The organism is Cupriavidus sp. SK-3, from assembly GCF_000611145.1.
Lineage (GTDB): Bacteria > Pseudomonadota > Gammaproteobacteria > Burkholderiales > Burkholderiaceae > Cupriavidus.
On the sequence record NZ_JFJV02000296.1, the window covers coordinates 72334 to 92073 of the forward strand.

At 64.1% G+C, this 19740-nt stretch carries 17 protein-coding genes and 1 pseudogene; 11 read left to right on the plus strand and 7 right to left on the minus strand.

What is annotated here, in order from left to right; all coding sequences use genetic code 11:
* Nucleotides 1-79 (minus strand): annotated as a pseudogene (locus CF70_RS39150) (zinc-ribbon domain-containing protein); the annotation flags it as partial.
* A gap of 1208 nt (nt 80-1287) precedes the next feature.
* Complete coding sequence (locus tag CF70_RS33310) at nt 1288-2514, minus strand: FAD-dependent monooxygenase (protein ID WP_035875936.1); 1227 nt, start codon at nt 2512-2514, stop codon at nt 1288-1290.
* A 139-nt stretch (nt 2515-2653) separates the two neighbouring features.
* Here CF70_RS33310 and CF70_RS33315 point away from each other — a divergent pair, with 139 nt between their 5' ends.
* From CF70_RS33315 to CF70_RS33325, 3 genes are all read left to right on the plus strand, one after another.
* Entirely contained in the window at nt 2654-3571 is a 918-nt protein-coding gene (locus CF70_RS33315) for a LysR family transcriptional regulator (RefSeq protein ID WP_035875939.1), read from the plus strand.
* A gap of 248 nt (nt 3572-3819) precedes the next feature.
* Nucleotides 3820-4356 (plus strand): dihydrofolate reductase family protein, encoded by a 537-nt coding sequence (locus tag CF70_RS33320; RefSeq protein WP_035875943.1) that lies wholly within the window; start codon nt 3820-3822, stop codon nt 4354-4356.
* A gap of 725 nt (nt 4357-5081) precedes the next feature.
* Nucleotides 5082-5450 (plus strand): DUF1484 family protein, encoded by a 369-nt coding sequence (locus tag CF70_RS33325; protein WP_051649385.1) that lies wholly within the window; start codon nt 5082-5084, stop codon nt 5448-5450.
* 174 nt (nt 5451-5624) lie between these two features.
* Here CF70_RS33325 and CF70_RS33330 read toward each other — a convergent pair whose 3' ends face one another.
* Nucleotides 5625-6776 (minus strand): methyltransferase, encoded by a 1152-nt coding sequence (locus tag CF70_RS33330; protein ID WP_035875946.1) that lies wholly within the window; start codon nt 6774-6776, stop codon nt 5625-5627.
* Between the two features lie 181 nt (nt 6777-6957).
* Nucleotides 6958-7899: a CysB family HTH-type transcriptional regulator gene (locus CF70_RS33335; protein WP_035875949.1), complete on the minus strand. Its 942-nt coding sequence runs from the start codon at nt 7897-7899 to the stop codon at nt 6958-6960.
* Between the two features lie 156 nt (nt 7900-8055).
* Between CF70_RS33335 and CF70_RS33340 the strand changes: the two genes are divergently transcribed.
* The 7 genes from CF70_RS33340 (at nt 8056) to cobA (ending at nt 15151) form a co-directional block, all read left to right on the plus strand.
* Entirely contained in the window at nt 8056-8829 is a 774-nt protein-coding gene (locus CF70_RS33340; protein WP_035875953.1) for a sulfite exporter TauE/SafE family protein, read from the plus strand.
* A gap of 29 nt (nt 8830-8858) precedes the next feature.
* Nucleotides 8859-10538 carry a nitrite/sulfite reductase gene (locus CF70_RS33345; RefSeq protein WP_035875956.1) on the plus strand — a complete coding sequence of 560 codons (1680 nt, stop codon included), beginning with the start codon at nt 8859-8861 and terminating at the stop codon, nt 10536-10538.
* Between the two features lie 17 nt (nt 10539-10555).
* Nucleotides 10556-11137 (plus strand): DUF934 domain-containing protein, encoded by a 582-nt coding sequence (locus CF70_RS33350; RefSeq protein ID WP_035875959.1) that lies wholly within the window; start codon nt 10556-10558, stop codon nt 11135-11137.
* Entirely contained in the window at nt 11134-11922 is a 789-nt protein-coding gene (locus CF70_RS33355; RefSeq protein ID WP_035875962.1) for a phosphoadenylyl-sulfate reductase, read from the plus strand. Before CF70_RS33350 ends, CF70_RS33355 begins: the two co-directional genes overlap by 4 nt.
* Before the next feature lie 11 nt (nt 11923-11933).
* Nucleotides 11934-12896, plus strand: a complete 963-nt coding sequence (gene cysD / locus CF70_RS33360; protein WP_035875965.1) for a sulfate adenylyltransferase subunit CysD — start codon at nt 11934-11936, stop codon at nt 12894-12896.
* A gap of 140 nt (nt 12897-13036) precedes the next feature.
* Entirely contained in the window at nt 13037-14341 is a 1305-nt protein-coding gene (locus tag CF70_RS33365; protein ID WP_035875968.1) for a sulfate adenylyltransferase subunit 1, read from the plus strand.
* 39 nt (nt 14342-14380) lie between these two features.
* Nucleotides 14381-15151 (plus strand): uroporphyrinogen-III C-methyltransferase, encoded by a 771-nt coding sequence (gene cobA / locus CF70_RS33370; protein WP_035875971.1) that lies wholly within the window; start codon nt 14381-14383, stop codon nt 15149-15151.
* 155 nt (nt 15152-15306) lie between these two features.
* On the opposite strand, the gene CF70_RS33375 is transcribed toward cobA, so the two are convergent.
* The 3 genes from CF70_RS33375 to lptF are packed head-to-tail and all read right to left on the minus strand — an operon-like array spanning nt 15307 to nt 18014.
* Complete coding sequence (locus tag CF70_RS33375) at nt 15307-15717, minus strand: sirohydrochlorin chelatase (RefSeq protein ID WP_035875973.1); 411 nt, start codon at nt 15715-15717, stop codon at nt 15307-15309.
* Between the two features lie 21 nt (nt 15718-15738).
* The gene (gene lptG, locus CF70_RS33380) at nt 15739-16893 is read right to left on the minus strand and encodes an LPS export ABC transporter permease LptG (RefSeq protein WP_035875976.1); all 1155 of its coding nucleotides are present in this window, start codon (nt 16891-16893) and stop codon (nt 15739-15741) included.
* Entirely contained in the window at nt 16890-18014 is a 1125-nt protein-coding gene (gene lptF / locus CF70_RS33385) for an LPS export ABC transporter permease LptF (RefSeq protein WP_035875980.1), read from the minus strand. The genes lptG and lptF overlap by 4 nt, the downstream gene beginning before the upstream one ends.
* Nucleotides 18015-18154: 140 nt before the next feature.
* On the opposite strand from lptF, the gene CF70_RS33390 reads away from it, so the two are divergent.
* Complete coding sequence (locus CF70_RS33390) at nt 18155-19723, plus strand: leucyl aminopeptidase (protein WP_035875983.1); 1569 nt, start codon at nt 18155-18157, stop codon at nt 19721-19723.
* Nucleotides 19724-19740 lie beyond the last annotated feature (17 nt).

Genomic DNA, 19740 nt, shown 5'->3' on the forward strand with positions numbered 1-19740 from the left:
CTTTGACTGGCGTTCCGCATGTTTTGCAGAAGCGGGCGCCGGTTGGAGTGCCGGTGCCGCAGTTTGTACAGCTTGTCATTCCATTCCCTTGGTTATTGGTATATCGAGGCGCGCTCTCTTGATGAGCATCCAAGCTTCGCCGGCTCAGGAGGAGGTGGCACTTGCGCGAGTTCGATCCATCGCAAAGGCCGGCTGGGAGGTTGGCGTAGCCGTCATCGGATGCCCGACTTTCCCGCCTTAACGGAAGGTGGGCGTGCGTTCTAAACCCCACGTTGGAGGGGCGGGAAGTCCATTCAACGTGAATGCTGATTCCCGGCGCGCAAAGGGCTTGATGCGGGGGCGCTTACGTGGGGCGGGCTCATAGATTGTCAACTGCGCTGTGGAAGAGCCAATCGGTGGGATTGAAGTTCGGCCGGAGTCAGCCGTAAGTCTGCAATCTGGTCCGTCTCACATAGCGTCCATATGGGGAGAGGCGAGAGCCGGTCAGGCAACGGGCGGCGAGGAACGAGGTGCCATCAGCCGATGGAGCCGGTAAGCAAGCTTTCTGGGGATTCCTTGTGGAAGGTGCGCCCGCTAGCATCGTGGCGAAAATTAGGCCTGTCGTGCGAGACGAAGAACGCTTCAAGCCAGCCGTGGGGGTGGATTGGCCAGCGTGGATACGCGGGGAGATGAGGCTGGCAAAGGATCCCGTAGATCAATGGACTAAGATCGATGATCCACTAGGTGAGGTGCCCAAGCCCGCGACAGTCGAGCGCGTACTTATCGTTGAGCCCGTGGAGACGGGACCAGGAATGAAACTTGTCAGCGGCATGTCAGTGATCGAATGCTCGCTTCAGGGGGATGTATCACCCGCGCTACTGCACCGCGTACGTCCTGATACGGACGATACGGCGATTGCGAACTGGTGATTTCCACGTGCCTTAGACAAGGACGGTCGGCTTTACAGCGCGCCTCGGGATCCCGGCATTTGACGAGAGCGTGCAGGAATCAACGGGCGCAGGTATCGCAAGCCGGCTCGCGCTTGACGCGGCATGCCGCGTGGCCATTGGCGAATGAACGTTAGTGGCCTGTCTGGCGTTCGAAGCCGGTGCCTCGAACGACCGCAACGGGTTGTGGATTCAACCGGGTAGCGGCGGGCCGAGGTCGCTTCCCGGCCAAGAGCATGCATTTGCAACGATCCGTCTGCCAAAGGCCATCTGGTTCTGCTAGTGTGAAAGATACAGGCCAACAGTTCACCGCGAGGAGTCTCACTGCCGGAGACTCCAACCGTTGTTTAGTTTGGCGCGGTCATTCAGGAGCGTACAGACTGCTGACACCGGCACCATCCACAGGCATGCCGCCTGCATAGAGTGGCATGGGCAATCCTTGCGCCCATCCCTCAGCCAATATCTGTACATCACGGACAGGATTGGATGCCTTGGCCCGCTCGTTGCGGATGCGACAGGTTTCTGGGTCAGTCGCAAATAGGGCGCGTGCAAAGATCCGTCCCTTTTCGGCCAGCTTGGTCGTCTTGGGACTGCGGATCTCTGTGAATTGCTGGAAGACTTCGTCCAAGCTACCGCCTGTGCCCTCCAGGCACCGAGCCAGATGCCATGCATCTTCCAGTGCCTGGCAGGCACCTTGCCCCGATGTCGGCAAAGGCGCATGCGCTGCATCTCCAATCAGCAGCACATTTGCCCGACTCCACGCACGCAGTGGCTCCAGGTCATGCACCGCAATCAGCCGGATGGCACGCGCAGGCGTGGCCCGAATGATGCGGGCGACAGGCTCGGGCCATCCGGCGAACAGATCCTCCATCTCCTTGCGCATTTTTGAGGTGGAGGTTTCCCCAGGCAATGGCCGCGCCTGCGCTGCTGCCCAGTAGAGCAAATCGCTCCGGATCGCCACGCATCCGAAGCGCTTGCCTGCCCCCCAGAAGTCCTGAATCGCGATGTCGTCGACCAGCGCACTTTGTCCCTGCGCCACGCCGATCCAGTTCACGAAGCCCTGGTAGATCGGCGTGTTGTCACCCGCAACAAATTTGCGCGCCACTGAATCCATACGGCCGTCGGCCCCGATGAGCAAGTCCGGGCGGATGCTCACGCCGTTCTCAAAATGGGCCACGGCCCTGCCATGGGCATCCAGATCAATGGCCGCCGCCCGGTGTCCGAACTCCACCGGGATGCCTGCCCGCGCCGCATGCTTCAGCAACACCTCCTGCAAGTCCCGGCGCAGCACCGTATGGGTCGGATACCCCATCATCCGATCCAGCAATGCAATGTCGACGCCTCCCAGAGCGTTGCCTGCGTCATCGTAGCGATGCGCTATCACAGGCCGGCCACCAACAGCCTCAATGTCTCGCAGCAATCCCAACTCTTCCAGCACAAAGCCTGCATTGGGCCAGAGCGTCACGCCAGCTCCCATAGGCGCAGGCTCCGCCCGGCGCTCATAGACACAGGGACGGTACCCCTGCTTGTGCAAGGCTAGTGCCACGCTCAGCCCCGCAATACCGCCGCCAAGTATTCCAATTTCCACGCTGAAGCTCTCCTTCTCAAGCTGTCCTGATGCACGGCCAAGGGTGACTCATCGGACAAGAAGGGCATCTTAGATTCCACCAACGCGGAGAACTAGCGTGCAAAAATGGGCAGATTTCATACCTCAAACGGGATAATCAATGCGCGATGCACTCGATCTGAATACTGTCCGTGTCTATGCGGCAGTCGTCGATGAGCAGAGCTTCGCTGGCGCATCACGCCTGTTGGCCATGCCCTCGTCGAATGTCAGCCGCCACGTCGCAGCACTGGAGCGCAGACTCGGTGTACGCCTACTGGAGCGAAGTACCCGCCATCTGCGCATGACGGAAGCCGGCCGGCTGCTCTACGAGCGCGCAAAGCCCTTGCTCGACACCTTGCTCTCCACGGAGGAAGAGCTTGGCGCGGTAAAGCGCGAATTGCGCGGTCCTCTGAAGATGTGCATGCCTGGCGAAGCGCCAAGGCTGCTGGCTCCCATCCTCGCCGAATTCTGTAGCCTCCATCCCGGCATCGAGCTGGAATGCGATACCCGGATGACCGGACTGGAAGTGCTTCGAGAGGACGTCGACCTATCTATCGTCTTCCATCGGGGTCATCAGGAGGACAGTGCCTTCATCACCCGCGAACTCGCCACACTGCCCAGCATCGTGGTCGCCGCTCCCTCCTTGCTTTCCAAGACTGGAATGCCACGCTACGTGCGTGAGCTGAAATCTCTGCCCTGCATCACCACCCTCAGTGCACTGAAGGGCCAGCCCTGGCAGTTTCAGGACGCTGCGGGCGAAATCGTCAAGGTGCCGGTCCGTAGCCGCTACCGCGTCAACAGCGGAGAACTGGCCGTGGCAGGCGCACGGCAAGGCATCGGTTTCGCGATTGTGGCGGCTTACCCATGCCAGGAAGATCTTGCCGCAGGCCGATTGCAAGAGGTGACACTGGACCTATGTCCTGCGCCGTTGCAATTGCTTGGCGCCTACAGCCACCGGCATTCCGTAACAGCGCGTGTGCGGGCATTGCTGGAATTAATTCAGATGAGGTTAGGCGAATTGGGCAACCTCGCGAGGTGAAATGCGCGATGCATCTGAATCGCCGAATGTCTGCAATGGGTCGGCTACAGCCGGCCGCACCCTCGCTCTTAGGGGGCGCTTGCCGGCTGAGGTTCACCGCTCGCAGCAACAGTGCTAAAGTCCGTTCTCCGGCAGAGAATGCGGTATCCCCGATAGACACCTCTCCCCGATCGCGCTGCTCGTTCTGGCAGCAACTGGAGGCGCCTGTTGAGGTTTGCGCGCGATCGCGACGGAACAATGGAGGACTGATGATTACGGGACACGTCTTTATTGCTACCAGCCTAGATGGCTTTATTGCCCGGCCCGATGGCGACATCGGCTGGCTTCTGGCGCGGGACGACCCGGCGGAAGACCATGGCTACTCGGACTTCATCGCCGACAAGGGCGCGATCGTGATGGGGCGGGGCTGCTTTGAGAAAGTCTTCACGATGGGCGAATGGGCTTACGACAGGCCCGTGCTGGTGCTATCCCGCCAACTGGCCGGTAAGCCGGTGCCGGAGGCGTTGCAGGGAAAGGTGCGTTTCTCGGGTCGCACGCCCAAGGACGCGATGGCGCAACTGGCGGCCGAAGGCGTGAATCGCGTGTATGTCGATGGCGGTCAGTTGGTCCAATCTTTTCTGCGCGATGGATTGATCGCCGACCTAGTGGTTACCACGGTGCCCGTGCTGATTGGAGCCGGGAGGCCATTGTTCGGCGCGCTGCCGCAGGACGTGAATCTGACGCTTGTATCGAGCCGACATTTTCCGTCCGGACTGGTGCAGTCGACCTACCGCGTGCTGCTCTGAAGAGTTCTAATGCGGTGTCGGGGGATTTACGTCTGGCACCGTGAACGGCACGATCTAGATGGCCAGGATTTTATGCGGTCGGACCGGCCAATCTCTGCTGGCGTCTGCTTACGCAAGTCGCGCCGATGCCCGTCGCGCATTCGGGCCGACAATCGCTATGGCGCCGCGAGGGCCGTATTGCCAATCGCAAGCAGTGGACCGCTCCGTCTGTTAGCGGCCGTTCCCAAATGGAGTTGCAATGGCAGAGATGGGTCGACGGAAGTTCGGTGCCGAGTCGGGACAATCGAGCGCTGGCCGACGACGAACTTCCGGGTTCGAACCCGGACGTTGACTCGTCGCTTCCCTTCGATTCAAAACAGGCATCAGCGCGCGGCCGGCGGGCGACCGCTACAAGCGCCATCGCGCCGATCACATGACCGGATAGCCGAAGTTGTCCACAGCACAAGCCCACTCCAGATTGACATCCCCACACACCTGCCTGAGAATCCACTAGTCACCTCAAACAAAGGTGATCGGGCGTGGAAACCCGATAAGCACTGATGGATGGCCTCAACTTGGGGCCTATTTGTCCATCGCGTTCGCGCGCGCCCAGTTTTCTGAGGCGGGCCGGGCGGGGCAGCTCTCGGGCTGGCCGGTAAGTGCGTCCGGTTTCCACCCTCGCTGCGGGCCCGCCACCCTCACGTGGAAATGAGCGGCGGGCCATCCACCAAGCACTGGAGGCCACAATGCCTAATTCCCTCGCTCGCTCCGAGCAAACCACCCACGTCAATCCACTCGAGCGCACGCTGACCCTCTCCCGGCAATCCGACCTACTCGCCGACCTCATCCGCATCACCTTCCCAGCAGACACCCCCACAAAGCTAAGCGTCCAGGAACTAGCCTACCAACTAGACGCCCTGCGCAACGACGCCCAAGGCATCGCGCAGGAAAGCTGCGCCGACCTACTACGCGTTAGCGCGGGCCTTGGCTCCGTTCTGAGATTGCTGGATTACGACAGTGACGAGGTAGAAGACAGTCACGGCCTGCATTGCTTGCTGACGCCGTTGAAGCAGCAGTTGGATGCGGCTTTGAATCGGGTGCAGGGGTTGCTTTGAGGTAGGGGGTAGGGGGTTTGCGGAAGGGTGAGATGCGTCGCTCTTGCGGGCTCCCGCCCTCTCCCCCGCCCCTCTCCTGCAGGCGGGAGAGGGGAGACAACAGGGCGCAATGTTAGAGGCTCTGCTTGTCTTCAGACCAAGGCGACGAGCGTCGCCCGGTTTATCAGCCGCAGCTTACTTGATACCCAAGCGCCACAACGAAGTCACCTCAGCCGCGCGCGCAGCGTGCAGCGGGTCGGTCATGTCGGCAGCCTTCGGGTGATTCGGCTTTACCTCCAGCCGCCCCAGCACCTTCAGCCCAGCCTCATCAATCCACCCCAGCAACTGATCCCGCGTGCGCAGGCCCAGGTGTTCCGCCAGGTCCGACAGCAGCAGCCAGCCTTCGCCCTTGGGCTCCAGGTGATCCGCCAGCCCGGCGATAAAGCCCTTCAACATCTGGCAGTCGGGGTCATACACCGCCCGTTCGATCGGTGAGTTCGGACGTGCCGGCACCCAGGGCGGGTTGCACACCACCAGCGGGGCGCGGCCTTCCGGGAAGAGGTCGGCTTCCACCACTTCCACCTGGCCTGCCGCCTTGAGGCGGTGGATGTTATCGCTGGCGCATGCAAGTGCGCGCGGGTCCATGTCGGTGGCGATCACGCGCTTGACGCCGCGCTGGGCCAGCAGGGCGGCCAGCACGCCGGTGCCGGTGCCGATATCGAAGGCCAGGTTGAGGGCGCCGGCGGGTAGCTGGGCCTTGGCGACCAGGTCGATGTATTCGCCGCGCACCGGCGAGAACACGCCGTAGTACGGATGGATGCGCTCAGCCAGCGCCGGAATCTCCACGCCCTTCTTGCGCCACTCGTGCGCGCCGATCAGCCCGAGCAGTTCGCGCATCGATGCCACATACGGGGCGTCCACTTCGCCGTAGGCTTCGAGGCACGCCTCGCGCACATCGGGCGAGCGGCGCAGGGGCACCAGGTGGTCGGCGTCGAAGGGCAGCAGCAGCATGGAGAGCGTGCGGGCGCGCTGGGACTGGGCCTGGCGGTGCAGGTGGAAGGCTTCGGTCGGGGTTGGCTTTGCCTTGGGCACCTTGGAGGCCTTGGCGGCTTTCTTGGGCTTGTCGGCGCGGCGGGCCAGCGCTTGCAGCAGCTGGCGGGCGTTCTGGAAGTCGCCGCGCCAGAGCATGGCGGTGCCTTCGCAGGCGAGGCGGTAGGCGGTGTCGCCGGTGGTGGTGTCGTCGGCGATGACGACGCGCTTGGGCGGCGGCGCGCCGGCTTCGGAGCGCCAGTTCGCGCTGCGTTCTTCGCCGTTTTCGGTCCAGTGGATGGTGGCTTGCTCGGTCATTAGTTTCTTTCTGGCCACTTATGGCGGCCAATGGGGTTGTGCGGATAAGTCTGGCCAACGTGGGCTGGCCATTCAAGGCGATCCGGCCCCGCCGCGCGCCGGCTGGCAAGCCGGGGCGCCCTGGCAGGGCTGGCATGGCGCGGCTGGTGGCGTTCTGGTCAGCCGCGCTGGATTGGGTGCTTCAGAGTTCGTAGGCTTCGTGCTCGCCCGACATGGCTTGTTCTACCAGCTTGCGGTTCAGCGTCGGGGAGAACAACTCAATAAAGGTATACACAAAGCTGCGCAGGTAGGCGCCTTGCTTGACTGCCAGATGCGTCACATTGGTGCCGAACAGGTGTCCGGCGGGAATGCCGCGCAGGTTGCGGTCGCGCTCGGCGTCAAAGGCTACGCCGGCGACGATGCCTACGCCAAGGCCGATTTCCACATAGGTCTTGATCACGTCGGCGTCGATGGCTTCCAGGATGATGTCGGGCTTGAGGTGGCGCAGCTCGAAGGCTTTGTCGATCTTGGGGCGGCCGGCGAAGTTCGGATCATAAGTGATGATGGGGTAGCCCATCAGGTCTTCCAGCGCCAGGTGCTTCTTTTCCAGCAGGGGATGGTCGGGCGGCGTGACGACCATGTGTTGCCATTGGTAGCCGGGCAGGGAGATGAGGTTTTTGTCGGCCGAGATGCCTTCCGTGGCGATCCCAATGTCGGCGTGGTCGTGCAGCACCATGTCGGCGATCTGTGCCGGATTGCCCTGCTGTATGGAGAGGCGCACTTTTGGGTAGCGCTTGGTAAACTCCGCGATCACCCGGGGCAGGGCGTAGCGCGCCTGCGTGTGGGTGGTGGCGATGGTGAAGTTGCCCTGGTCCTGGGCGGCGTAGTCCTTGCCCACCCGTTTCAGGCTTTCCACTTCCTGCAGGATCTTCTCCACCGACTCCAGGATGCGGCGGCCGGGCTCCGTCAGGCTGCGGATGCGCTTGCCGTGGCGGGTAAAGATGTCCACGCCCAGCTCTTCCTCAAGCTCGATGATGGCCTTGGAGACGCCGGGTTGTGATGTGTAGAGCGCTTTTGCGGCTTCGGTCAGGTTGTAGTTCTGGCGTACGGCTTCGCGCACAAAGCGGAACTGGTGCAGGTTCATATATCCGTGTTCGTATAAACAAACAACTTCTTATTAGTTTGAGATATGAGGCCAGTTTATTACGATTCTCGAACTTTGTTAATGAACGGTCGGAACCTCCGCGCACGTGCCTCTTTTTCAGGCAGTCCCGGACGCTCACCGGCCCGGTGAACCCCAATGTCTCTTGCCTATACCGTTTCCGGTCTGCTAGTAGGCGTCCTCGTCGGTCTGACCGGGGTTGGCGGGGGTTCGCTCATGACGCCGCTGCTGACCCTGTTGTTCGGCTTCTCGCCGGCTACGGCGGTTGGCACCGACCTCGCTTTCGCCGCCATCACCAAGGGTTTCGGCACGCTGGCGCACCGCGCCCACGGCCATGTGCAGTGGCAGGTGGTGCGCCGCCTGTGCATCGGCAGCCTGCCGGCCGCGGTGGTGGCCATCCTGGTGCTCAAGAGCGCCGGTGAACTCAACGCGCAGTGGCTGCACGCGATCCGCCTGACCATCGGCGTGTCGGTGATCCTGACGGTATTGTCGCTCCTGTTCCGCAAGCAGATGCTGGCGTGGCTGGCACGCAACCCGCGCTTCCAGCTCGAAGGCCGTGCCCAGGCGGTTGCCACCGTGGTGGTGGGCGCCGTGATCGGGGTGCTGGTAACGGTGTCCTCGATCGGCGCGGGTGCCGTGGGCGCCACGCTCATTCTGCTGCTGTATCCCCGCATGAAGCCGGCCGAAGTGGCTGGCACCGATATCGCCTACGCCGTCCCGCTGACGGCGCTTGCCGGCCTGGGCCACGTTTGGCTCGGCACGGTGAACTGGACGCTGTTGCTGGCCTTGCTGGTGGGTTCGATCCCCGGCATCTGGCTGGGCGCGCAACTGTCGCGGGCGCTGCCCGAGCGGCTGGGGCGCGCCGCGCTGGCTACCACGCTGACGCTGGTCGCCATCAAGCTCGTCTCCTGAATTCAACGAATACTGAACGGACCCACACCATGTATCAGTACGACCAATACGACCAGCGCATCGTCAACGAGCGCGTAGCCCAGTTCCGTGACCAGGTGCGCCGCCGCCTGTCGGACGAGCTGACCGAGGAAGAATTCCTGCCGCTGCGCTTGCAGAACGGCCTGTACATGCAGCGCCATGCCTACATGCTGCGCGTGGCGATTCCGTACGGCCTGCTGTCGAGCAAGCAGATGCGCATGCTGGGCCATATCGCGCGCGAGTATGACCGCGGCTATGGCCACTTCTCCACCCGCCAGAACATCCAGTACAACTGGATGGAACTGGAGCGCGTGCCCGACGTGCTGGCCGAACTCGCCAGCGTCGAGATGCACGGCATCCAGACCTCCGGCAACTGCGTGCGCAACATCACCACCGACCACTTCGCCGGCGTTGCGCCCGATGAGTCCGTGGACCCGCGCGTGCTGGCCGAACTGCTGCGCCAGTGGAGCACCTTCCAGCCGGAATTCGCGTTCCTGCCGCGCAAGTTCAAGATCGCCATCTCCGCTTCGGCCGACGACCGCGCCGTGGTGCAGATGCACGATATCGGCATCTACGCCTACCGCAACGCCCAGGGCGAAACGCGCCTGCGCATCCTGGCCGGCGGTGGCCTGGGCCGCACGCCGATCCTGGGTTCGGTGATCAAGGACGACCTGCCGTGGCAGCACCTGCTGTCGTACGTGGAATCGGCCATTCGCGTGTACAACCGCTATGGCCGCCGCGACAACAAGTACAAGGCCCGCATCAAGATCCTGGTGAAGGCCATCGGCGCGGAGAAGTTCGCGCAGGAAGTCGAGGAAGAATGGCAGCACAGCAAGGATGGTCCCGCCACCATCACGCAGGCTGAGTTCGACCGCGTGGCGCAGTACTTCGCGCCCCCGGCCTACGACAAGCTGGCCGATACCGATGCTTCGTATGAAAAGCACCTGCTGGAAGAAAAGGCCTTCGCCCGCTGGGTGAGCCGCAGCGTGCATGCGCACAAGGTGCCCGGCTACGCCGCGGTCACGCTGTCGACCAAGCCCGGCCCGGCATCGCCCCCGGGAGATGCCACCGACGCGCAGATCGACCTGGTGGCCGACCTGGCCGACCGCTACGGCTACGGCGAACTGCGCGTGGCGCACGAGCAGAACCTGGTGCTGCCGGACGTGCGCAAGCGCGACCTGTACGCGCTGTGGCAGGAGGCCAAGAAGGCTGGCCTGGCTACTGCCAACATCGGCTTGCTGACCGACATCATCGCCTGCCCGGGCGGCGATTTCTGCTCGCTGGCCAATGCCAAGTCGATCCCCATCGCGCTGGCCATCCAGGAGCGTTTCGACAACCTGGACTACGTGCACGACCTCGGCGAGATCTCGCTCAATATCTCGGGTTGCATCAACGCCTGCGGCCACCACCACGTTGGCAACATCGGCGTGCTGGGCGTGGATAAGGACGGCGAGGAGTGGTACCAGGTCACGCTGGGCGGCGCGCAAGGCAACAAGAGCGCCATCGGCAAGGTGATCGGCCCGTCGTTCAAGGCTGAGGAAATGCCGGACGTGGTGTCGCACATCATCGACACCTATGTGGCCAATCGCCATGACGACGAACGCTTCATCGATGTGCTGGGCCGTATCGGCATCGCCCCGTTCAAGGAACGCGTCTACGCCGACAAGCAACGCGAACGCGCCGAAGCCTGAGCACCGGAGATAACGACATGGCAAAGATTATTCAACTGCAACGCGGCGAAGGCGCCAACCCGGTCCCGGTCATCATCGACGACGCATGGACGGTGCTGCGCGGTGCCGAGGGCGCGGCCCTGACGGAAGAGCAGATCGTCGCCGCCGCGCAAGGCAAGGACGCTGTGCTGTTCCCGCTGACCGCATGGCTGGCGCACAAGGACGGCGTGTTGGCTGGCCGCGCTGCCGACATCACCGGCATCTGGCTGGCGCCGGAAGACGAGCCGGCCGACGCGCAGGCCGCGTTTGCCAGCGTGGCCGTGGTGGCGGTGGATTTCCCCGTGTTCCGCGATGGCCGTGGTTTTTCCACCGCCTATCTGCTGCGCACCCGCTACAACTGGAAGGGCGAGCTGCGCGCCATCGGCGACGTGCTGCGCGACCAGCTCAATTTCATGAAGCGCTGCGGCTTCGACACCTTCGCTGTGCGCGCCGACAAGAACATCGACGACGCCATCAAGGGCTTCACCGAATTCACCGTGGCCTACCAGGCATCGGTGGACGAGCCGCTGCCGCTGTTCCGCCGCAACCGCGCCGAAGCGCTGGGCAAGGAAACGGCATGAGCGAGATTGCTATCGTCGAGGCTGCCGTCTCTTCGCTGCGCCCCCCGGCGCTGTGGACCGCGCCGGAATACACCGGCAGCGTGGCGGATCTCGAAGCCAAGGAGCGTGAGCTGGGCCAGCGTCTGGCGCAGATCGCCGGCCGCTTCTTCCGCGCCCGCTTTGCCTCCAGCCTGGCGGCCGAAGACATGGTGGTGACGGACGCCATCCTGCGCGGCTCCGAGCAGGTGCGCGCGGGCATCCGCGTGTTCACGCTGCAAACCGGCCGCCTGCACGCCGAGACGCTGGCGGTGCTGGACGAGGTCAAGGTGCACTACGGCTACGACATCGAGCGTTTCACGCCGGATCCCGAGGCCGTCGAGAACTACCTGAAGAACCACGGGCTGAACGCGTTCTACGACAGCGTGGACCTGCGCAAGACCTGCTGCGGCATCCGCAAGGTGGAGCCGCTGAACCGCGCGCTGTCGCATGCGGACGCCTGGCTGACCGGCCAGCGCCGCGAGCAGGCGGTGACGCGCTCGGAGCTGCCGTTCGAGGAAATGGACGAAGCGCGCGGCATTCCGAAGTTCAACCCGCTCGCCGACTGGAGCGAGGCCGAGGTGTGGGCTTATCTGAAGCGGCATAACGTACCGGTCAACGCGCTGCATGCCAAGGGCTACCCCAGCATCGGCTGCGAGCCCTGTACGCGCGCCGTGCGTGCCGGCGAGGATGTGCGCGCCGGACGGTGGTGGTGGGAGAGCAAGGACTCGAAAGAGTGCGGGCTTCACGAACAGAACATCAAGCATTGAGGCCAGACGAAATGGGCATCATGAACGAACTGACTGGCGCGCCGGAAGTGGCGCACCTGCTGCAAGTGCAAAACGATCACCTCGACAAGCTCGAGGCGGAATCCATCTACATCATCCGCGAGGTGGTGGCGGAGTGCCGCAACCCGGCGCTGCTGTTCTCGGGCGGCAAGGATTCGATCGTCATGCTGCATCTGGCGCTCAAGGCGTTCCGCCTGGGCGACCGCAAGACCGAACTGCCGTTCCCGCTGGTGCATATCGACACCGGCCACAATTACCCGGAAGTGATCACCTTCCGCGATCAGCGCGTGGCCGAGCTCGGCGCGCGCCTGGTGGTGGGCCATGTGGAAGATTCCATCAAGCGCGGCACGGTGCGCCTGCGCAAGGAAACCGACTCGCGCAATGCCGCGCAAGCCGTGACCCTGCTGGAAACCATCGAAGCCAACAAGTACGACGCACTGATGGGCGGTGCCCGCCGCGATGAAGAAAAGGCGCGTGCCAAGGAACGCATCTTCTCCTTCCGCGACGAGTTCGGCCAGTGGGACCCGAAGGCCCAGCGCCCGGAACTGTGGAGCCTGTATAACGCCCGCATGGCCGCCGGCGAACAGATGCGCGTGTTCCCCATCTCCAACTGGACCGAGCTGGACGTGTGGCAGTACATTGCTCGCGAGAACCTCGAACTGCCCCCGATCTACTACGCGCATGAGCGCGAAGTGGTGAGGAAGAACGGCCTGCTGGTGCCGGTCACGCCGATCACGCCGAAGCAAGACGGCGACGTCAGCGAAGTGCTGTCCGTGCGTTTCCGCACTGTGGGCGACATCAGTTGCACCTGCCCGGTGGCCAGCGTTGCGGCCTCGCCGATCGAGATCATCGCCGAGACGGCCGTGACCGAAATCACCGAGCGCGGCGCGACGCGGATGGACGACCAGACGAGCGAAGCGTCCATGGAACGCCGCAAAAAAGAAGGCTACTTCTAACCCGGACGCATAGGCGGGCACATCGCGTCGTTGCGAGAGTGCTCGTGTACCAATGTACACGTCGCCCTCACGCGCCTAGCGCTGCCTCCCGCCTGTGCGCCGGAGCGAGCGCTGCGAGAGGGAAGAAGAAAGGATTTGAAATGAGCACCCAAGCAACACACCAAGGCCTGCTGCGTTTTATCACCGCTGGTTCGGTCGACGATGGCAAGAGCACGCTGATTGGCCGCCTGCTGTATGACAGCAAGGCTGTGCTGTCCGATCAGCTGACCGCGCTGACCAAGGCCAAGAACAAGCGTACCGCCGGTGAGCAGATCGATTTCTCGCTGCTGACCGATGGCCTGGAAGCCGAGCGCGAGCAGGGCATCACCATCGACGTGGCTTACCGTTACTTTTCCACCGCGCGCCGCAAGTTCATCATCGCGGACACGCCGGGGCATGAGCAGTACACCCGCAACATGGTGACGGGCGCGTCCACCGCGCATGCCGCCATCGTGCTGGTCGACGCCACCCGCGTGACCGTGACCGACGGCCGCGCCGAACTGCTGGCCCAGACCAAGCGCCACTCGGCCATTCTCAAGCTGCTGGAACTGCAGCATGTGATCGTGGCGGTCAACAAGATGGACCTGGTCGAGTTCAGCGAAGAGCGCTTCAACCAGATCCGCGCCGCCTACACCGAGCTGGCTGCCCAGCTGGGTCTGAAGGACGTGCGCTACGTGCCGGTATCGGCGCTGCGTGGCGACAATATCGTCAACGCCAGTCAGGCCATGCCGTGGTACCAGGGCGAGCCGCTGCTGCCGCTGCTCGAAGCGCTGCCGGTGGAAGAAGCCGCATCCGAAGGCGACGATGCGCTGCGTTTCCCGGTGCAACTGGTGATTCGCCAGGACGGCGCCCAGGCGGACGATTTCCGCGGCTATGCCGGCCGGGTCGAGGCAGGCACCGTGCGCGTGGGCCAGAAGCTGCGCGTGCTGCCGACCAATCGCGATGCCGTGGTGGCCGAGGTGCTGACGCCCAATGGCGTGGCAGAATCGGCCAGCGTTGGCGAGACCGTCACGGTGCGCCTGTCCGAAGATGTGGATGTGTCACGCGGCGATATGTTCGTTGCCGCTGGCGCGGACAGCGTTTCGGCCAAGAAGCTGACCGCCGACCTGTGCTGGTTCGACGACGAATCGCTCAACCCGGCCCGCAAGTACGTGCTCAAGCACACCACGGCCAGCGTGTTTGCGCGCGTCTCGTCTGTGGACCGCGTGCTGGATGTGCACACGCTGTTGCACGAAACCGGCCGCCACGACATCGGCCTGAACGATATCGGCTCGGTGCAGATCTCGCTGCAAAAGCCCATCGTCTGCGATGCATACGGCGACAACCCGGCGACCGGCGCTTTCGTGCTGATCGACGAGGCGACCAACCACACGGTGGCCGCAGGCATGATCCGTGCATTCGCTTAAGGCGAATGAACTGATCAAGCGAACGCGAAGGAGCATGGCATGGGCAAGGTCTACCTGATCGGGGCAGGTCCCGGTGCCGCGGACCTCATTACGGTGCGCGGTGCACGGCTTTTGGGCGAAGCCCAGGTGGTGTTGCACGATGCGCTGGTGTCCCCCGAGATGCTGGCATGGTGTCCGCAGGCGCAGCTGATCGAGGTGGGCAAGCGGTGCGGGCAACGCTCCACCGCGCAGCTGTTCATCAACCGCCAGATTGTCGACCAGGCCCGCAAGCATGATCGCGTGGTGCGCCTCAAGGGCGGCGACCCGATGCTGTTCGGCCGCGCCGACGAGGAATTGCAGGCGCTGGAAGAAGCTGGCATCGAGTATGAGATCGTGCCGGGCATTACCGCCGCGCTGGCGGCCGCGTCCGCCATCCGCAAGCCGCTCACCAAGCGCGGCGTATCGCGCAGCGTGGCCTTTGCGACGCAGTCCAAGGCAGCCGACACGGTCGACGTGGAGGCCGATGTGAAGGCCGATACGCTGGTGTATTACATGGGCCGCGATCAGGCCGCGTCCATCGCGGCGCAGTTGATCGCGCATGGCAAGCCGGCCTCCACGCCCGCCTGGGTGGTCGAGGCCGCGACGTCGGCGCACCAGCGCAGCAGGCAGTTCACGCTGCGCCAGATGGCGGCGGGCGAGGCGGCGGCATGGATCGATCCGACCCATCCCAGCCTGTTGATGATCGGCGAGGCGCTGGCTTCGCGGGCCAGCGAGGCGGTGCCGCAGGATGCCGATGGCGGCGTGTCGTACGGGGAAACTCGCGCAGCCTGAATCGTGGGCGCGATGTGAAAAAGCCGGACAACGTAGCGTTGTCCGGCTTTTTCTTTGTGTTTTCGGGCTGCGCTGGTTTGCTCCCCTCTCCCCAACCCTTTCCCCCTGAGGGGAGAGGGAGCGAAACCCGTCGTCATTTCAAACGGCGTTGCGTATCAGGGCTTTTGTTCCGCCCCGTTGAGCGTCCCCACGCAGTAGACCGCAATCGCATCCAGCACGCTCTCATCCTCCCCCACCGCCGTGGCGCAGCGGATCGTCACCCCGGGATGCCGCTGGCGGCAGTCGTCGAGCAGCGCCGGCAGGTCACGCCGCAGATGCCCGCCCTGGCCAAAGAAGACCGGCACCACATTGATATCGGCAACGCCGGCGGCAGCCAGTTCGGCCAGCGTGTCCGGCAGCGAAGGCGTCATCAGTTCCAGGAAGGCCAGCCGCACGGCGCTGTCCGGCAAGGCAGCGGCCAGCTTGGCGTGCAGCCGGTCAAACGGCTCCCGCCAGCGCGCATCGCGCGCGCCGTGGCCGAACAGCACCAGGGCCTGGCGCGCAAGGGGGGCGGGGGTCGCGGTCATCTTCGGGCCTCGATGCTGGTCTTAATGCCGGTCCACCCAGCGCAACGCGCCAAGCGCCACCAGCAGGTACAGCGTGCCGGGTATCAGCGCCGAGACGATCGGCGGCCAGGTATGCAACAGCCCCACGTGCGAAAACAGCGTGTTGGACAGGTGGAACGACAGCCCCAGCATGATGCCGCCGAACACCTTGACGCCCACCGCGCCGGCCCGCGCGTGCAGGTAGGCGAAGGGCAGGGCCAGCGCCACCATCACGAACAGCGTCAGCGGATAGATCACTTTCTTCCAGAAGGCGATCTCATAGCGCTGGGTGTCCTGCTTGTTGTCGCGCAGGTGGCGGATATAGCGGAACAGGTCCAGCGTGGACATGCGCTCGGGCTCCACCAGCAGCACGGACAGGATCTGCGGCGTCAGTTCGGAACGCATGGCCAGGCTGGGCACGCTTCGCTGCTCGCCGCGGAAGACCGGCGCCAGGGTGTCGGCCTTGCCCGGCTCGCCCCTGGGCAAATCCAGGAAATGGGTTTCGGTGACGCCGGTGAGCTGCCAGGACTGGTTGCCCTGGTAGCGGCCTTCCTTGGCCACGCGGATCACGCTGAGCCGGTATTGCTGGTCGAATTCGTAGATGGTGACGCCGGTGATGCTCTGGTCGGGCCGCAGGCCGGCTACGTTGACGAAGCGGGTGACCTCATGGCCCAGGGTGGCGTCGCGGTCGCGGTCCTTGACCCACACGCCGGAGCGGAAACCCGCGGAGACGGTCGCGCCCAGTGCTTCCAGCTTGATCTTCTGCGCGTATTGCTCGGCCTTGGGGCCGATGAACTCGCCGAAGATAAACGTGGCGATGGCCAGCGGCACAGCAAGCTTGAACAGCGAGAACAGCGCCTGGCGCGTATTCAGGCCGGCCACCCGGAAGATCGTGTATTCCGACTGGCTGGCCAGTTGCGAGAAGACATAGATCGCACTGATCAGCACGGCGATCGGCAGCACCTCATAGATGCGCGTGGGCGCTTGCAGCATGACGTGGAAGAACGCCACCAGCGAGGTGTAGCGTCCGGCCACGCTCTCCAGTTCGCTGAGCATGTCGAAAAACACGAACAGCGCCAGCACCGCAAACAGGATAAAGGCGAAGACGCCGTAGATCAGCTGCCCGAAATAGCGCTCGTAGACCCGCAATACCCTCATGCCTGGCTCCCCGTGTTGCCGCCCTTGCGGGGCAGGGCGAAGACGGCACGCCAGCCTCCCAGGCTGCGGTTCTGGCGGTAGCGGAACAGCATCACCGCGCCCAGCAGGGCAAGCAGGTGGAACGGCCACCAGGCCAGGGAGAACGGGATCGAGCCGGAGCGCACCCAGGCCTGCGAGAGATTGATCAAGTTACTGTAGGTCAGGTAGATCAGCACCGCGAAGACCAGCGGCGTGTAACGGCCCAGGCGCGGGTTGACATAGGCAAGCGGGATGGCGATCAGCACGAAGTTGAAGGCCAAGAGCGGCAGCGACAGGCGCCACAGCAACTCCCCCAGGTTCTCGTTGGTGGGGTTGCGCAGCAGGTCGATGGTGTCGCGGCTCTTGGTCGGGACGTCGCCTTCCGCCTCGGGTGGTTTGCTGTCCACCTTGACCGCGTACTGATCGAACTCGACGATGCGGTAGTCGAGCTTGCCGGGTGTGCCGGCGTAGCGGCGGCCGTTTTCCATCACCACCATGCGGTCGCCGTTCGGCAGGGTCTGGAACTGGCCCTGGTGGGCCAGCGCCACGCCGATCTTGTCGGCTTCGGCGTTGGCGACAAAGACATTGCGCGCGTACTTCATGTCGGCGTCGATGCCTTCGATAAACAGCACATAGTTGCCCTTGGCCGGCTCGATGAAGCGGCCGGCGGCGATCATCGACAGCACGCCGCGCTGCTCGAAACGGTCGCGGAACAAGGAGGTCTGCTGGTTGGCCCACGGCCAGGCGAAGATGCCCAGCAGCAGCGACAGGATGATGAAGGGCGCGGCAAACTGCAGCACCGGCTTGACCAGGTCGCGCAGCGAGATGCCTGCCGAAAACCACACCACCATCTCCGAATCCTTGTACCAGCGCGTGAGCACGATCAGGGTGGAGATGAACAGCGTCGCTGATAGCAGGATGGACAGGTAGCCGATGGTGGCCAGGCCGATCAGCATCAGCACGTCGTTGGGGCTGGCCTTGCCGTTGGCGGCCATGCCCAGGATACGGATGACGAGCGAGGTCAGCATGAATGTCAGCATGACCAGGAACACCGCGCCGGCGGTGTAGGCGAGCTCGCGACGCAAGGCTTGTTGAAAGATCATGCGGAGTCGGTTCCGGGCTGCCGGCCGGCGCGGGCGATGTCGGTGCCGGAGGTGCTTGCTAGCAAGCATAGCGGACCGCCGGCAGCAAATCGCGGATAATAGGAGCTTTCGTGGTGGACGAGCCCCTGGAAGGAAGCGCGATGGAATTTAGCACAAAAGCCCTGGATTGGAGCAAAGCGGGCCAAAATGGTTTCCTGGCGACCAAGACCGATTGCCTGGTAGTGGGCCTGTTTGAAGGTCAGAGCCTGGCCGGCGTGGCCAAGGCACTTGACGTGGCGACAAAGGGCTTGGTGTCCCGCATCGTCAAGCTCGGCGATTTCGAGGGCAAGCGCGGTACGCAGCTGATGCTGCACGAAGTGGCCGGCGTGGGTGCCGCCCGCGTGCTGCTGGTGGGATTCGGCAAGGAAGCCGAGTTCGGCGACAAGGCATTCGCCGAAGCCGTGCGCACGTCCCTGCGTGCCTTGTCCGGCACGCGTGCCGCCAATGTGCTGTGGTGCCTCGCCCAGCAGCAGGCGCCCCAGCAGGCCGGCAATGCCCGCGACCTGGCCTGGCGCCTGGTTACCACCGTCACGCTGATCCGCGAAGCCGGCTACCGCCTGCTGGAGCGCCATCCCGGGCTCAAGCGCGCCAACGCCAAGGGCAACGGCGCCGGCAATGGCAACGCCAATGACAAGCTGCCCGGCCTGCGCAAGGTGGTGCTGACGGTCGACGCGGCCGACGCAAAGGCGGCGGCACAGGCCGTGGTGCGCGGCGCGGCCATCGCCAACGGCATGGAGCTGACCAAGGACCTGGGCAACCTGCCGTCCAATATCTGCACCCCGACCTACCTGGCCAACACCGCGCGCGGCATCGCCAAGCGCCACAAGCTCAAGGTGGAAGTGCTGGGCCGCAAGCAGCTCGAAGCCCTCAAGATGGGTGCCTTCCTGGCAGTCTCCAAGGGCGCCGTCGAGCCGCCCCAGTTCATCGTGCTGCGCTACGACGGCGCCTCGGCCAAACAGGCGCCGGTGGTGCTGGTGGGCAAGGGCATCACCTTCGATACCGGCGGTATCTCGCTCAAGCCCGGCGAGGGCATGGACGAGATGAAATACGACATGTGCGGCGCCGCCTCGGTGCTGGGCACGCTGCAGGCGGTGGCCGAGATGGGCCTCAAGCTGAACGTGATCGCGGTGGTTCCCACCTGCGAGAACATGCCGTCCGGCAACGCCACCAAGCCCGGCGACGTGGTCACCAGCATGTCCGGCCAGACCATCGAGATCCTCAACACCGACGCCGAAGGCCGCCTGGTCCTGTGCGACGCGCTGACCTATGTGGAGCGCTTCAAGCCGGCCGCCGTGGTGGATGTGGCAACCCTGACGGGCGCCTGCATCATCGCGCTGGGCCACGTCAACAGCGGCCTCTACGCCCGCAACGACGGCCTGGCGGATCAACTGCTGCAAGCCGGCCGCAAGGCCATGGACACCGCCTGGCGCATGCCGCTGGACGATGACTACCAGGACCAGCTCAAGTCCAACTTCGCCGATATGGCCAATATCGGCGGCCGCCCGGCCGGCAGCGTGACCGCGGCCTGTTTCCTGGCGCGCTATACCGAGAAATACGACTGGGCCCACCTGGACATCGCCGGCACGGCCTGGAAGAGCGGTGCCGCCAAGGGCGCCACCGGCCGTCCGGTGCCGTTGCTGACGCAGTTCCTGATGGATCGCGCCGGCTGACGGCGGGGCGGGCCTGC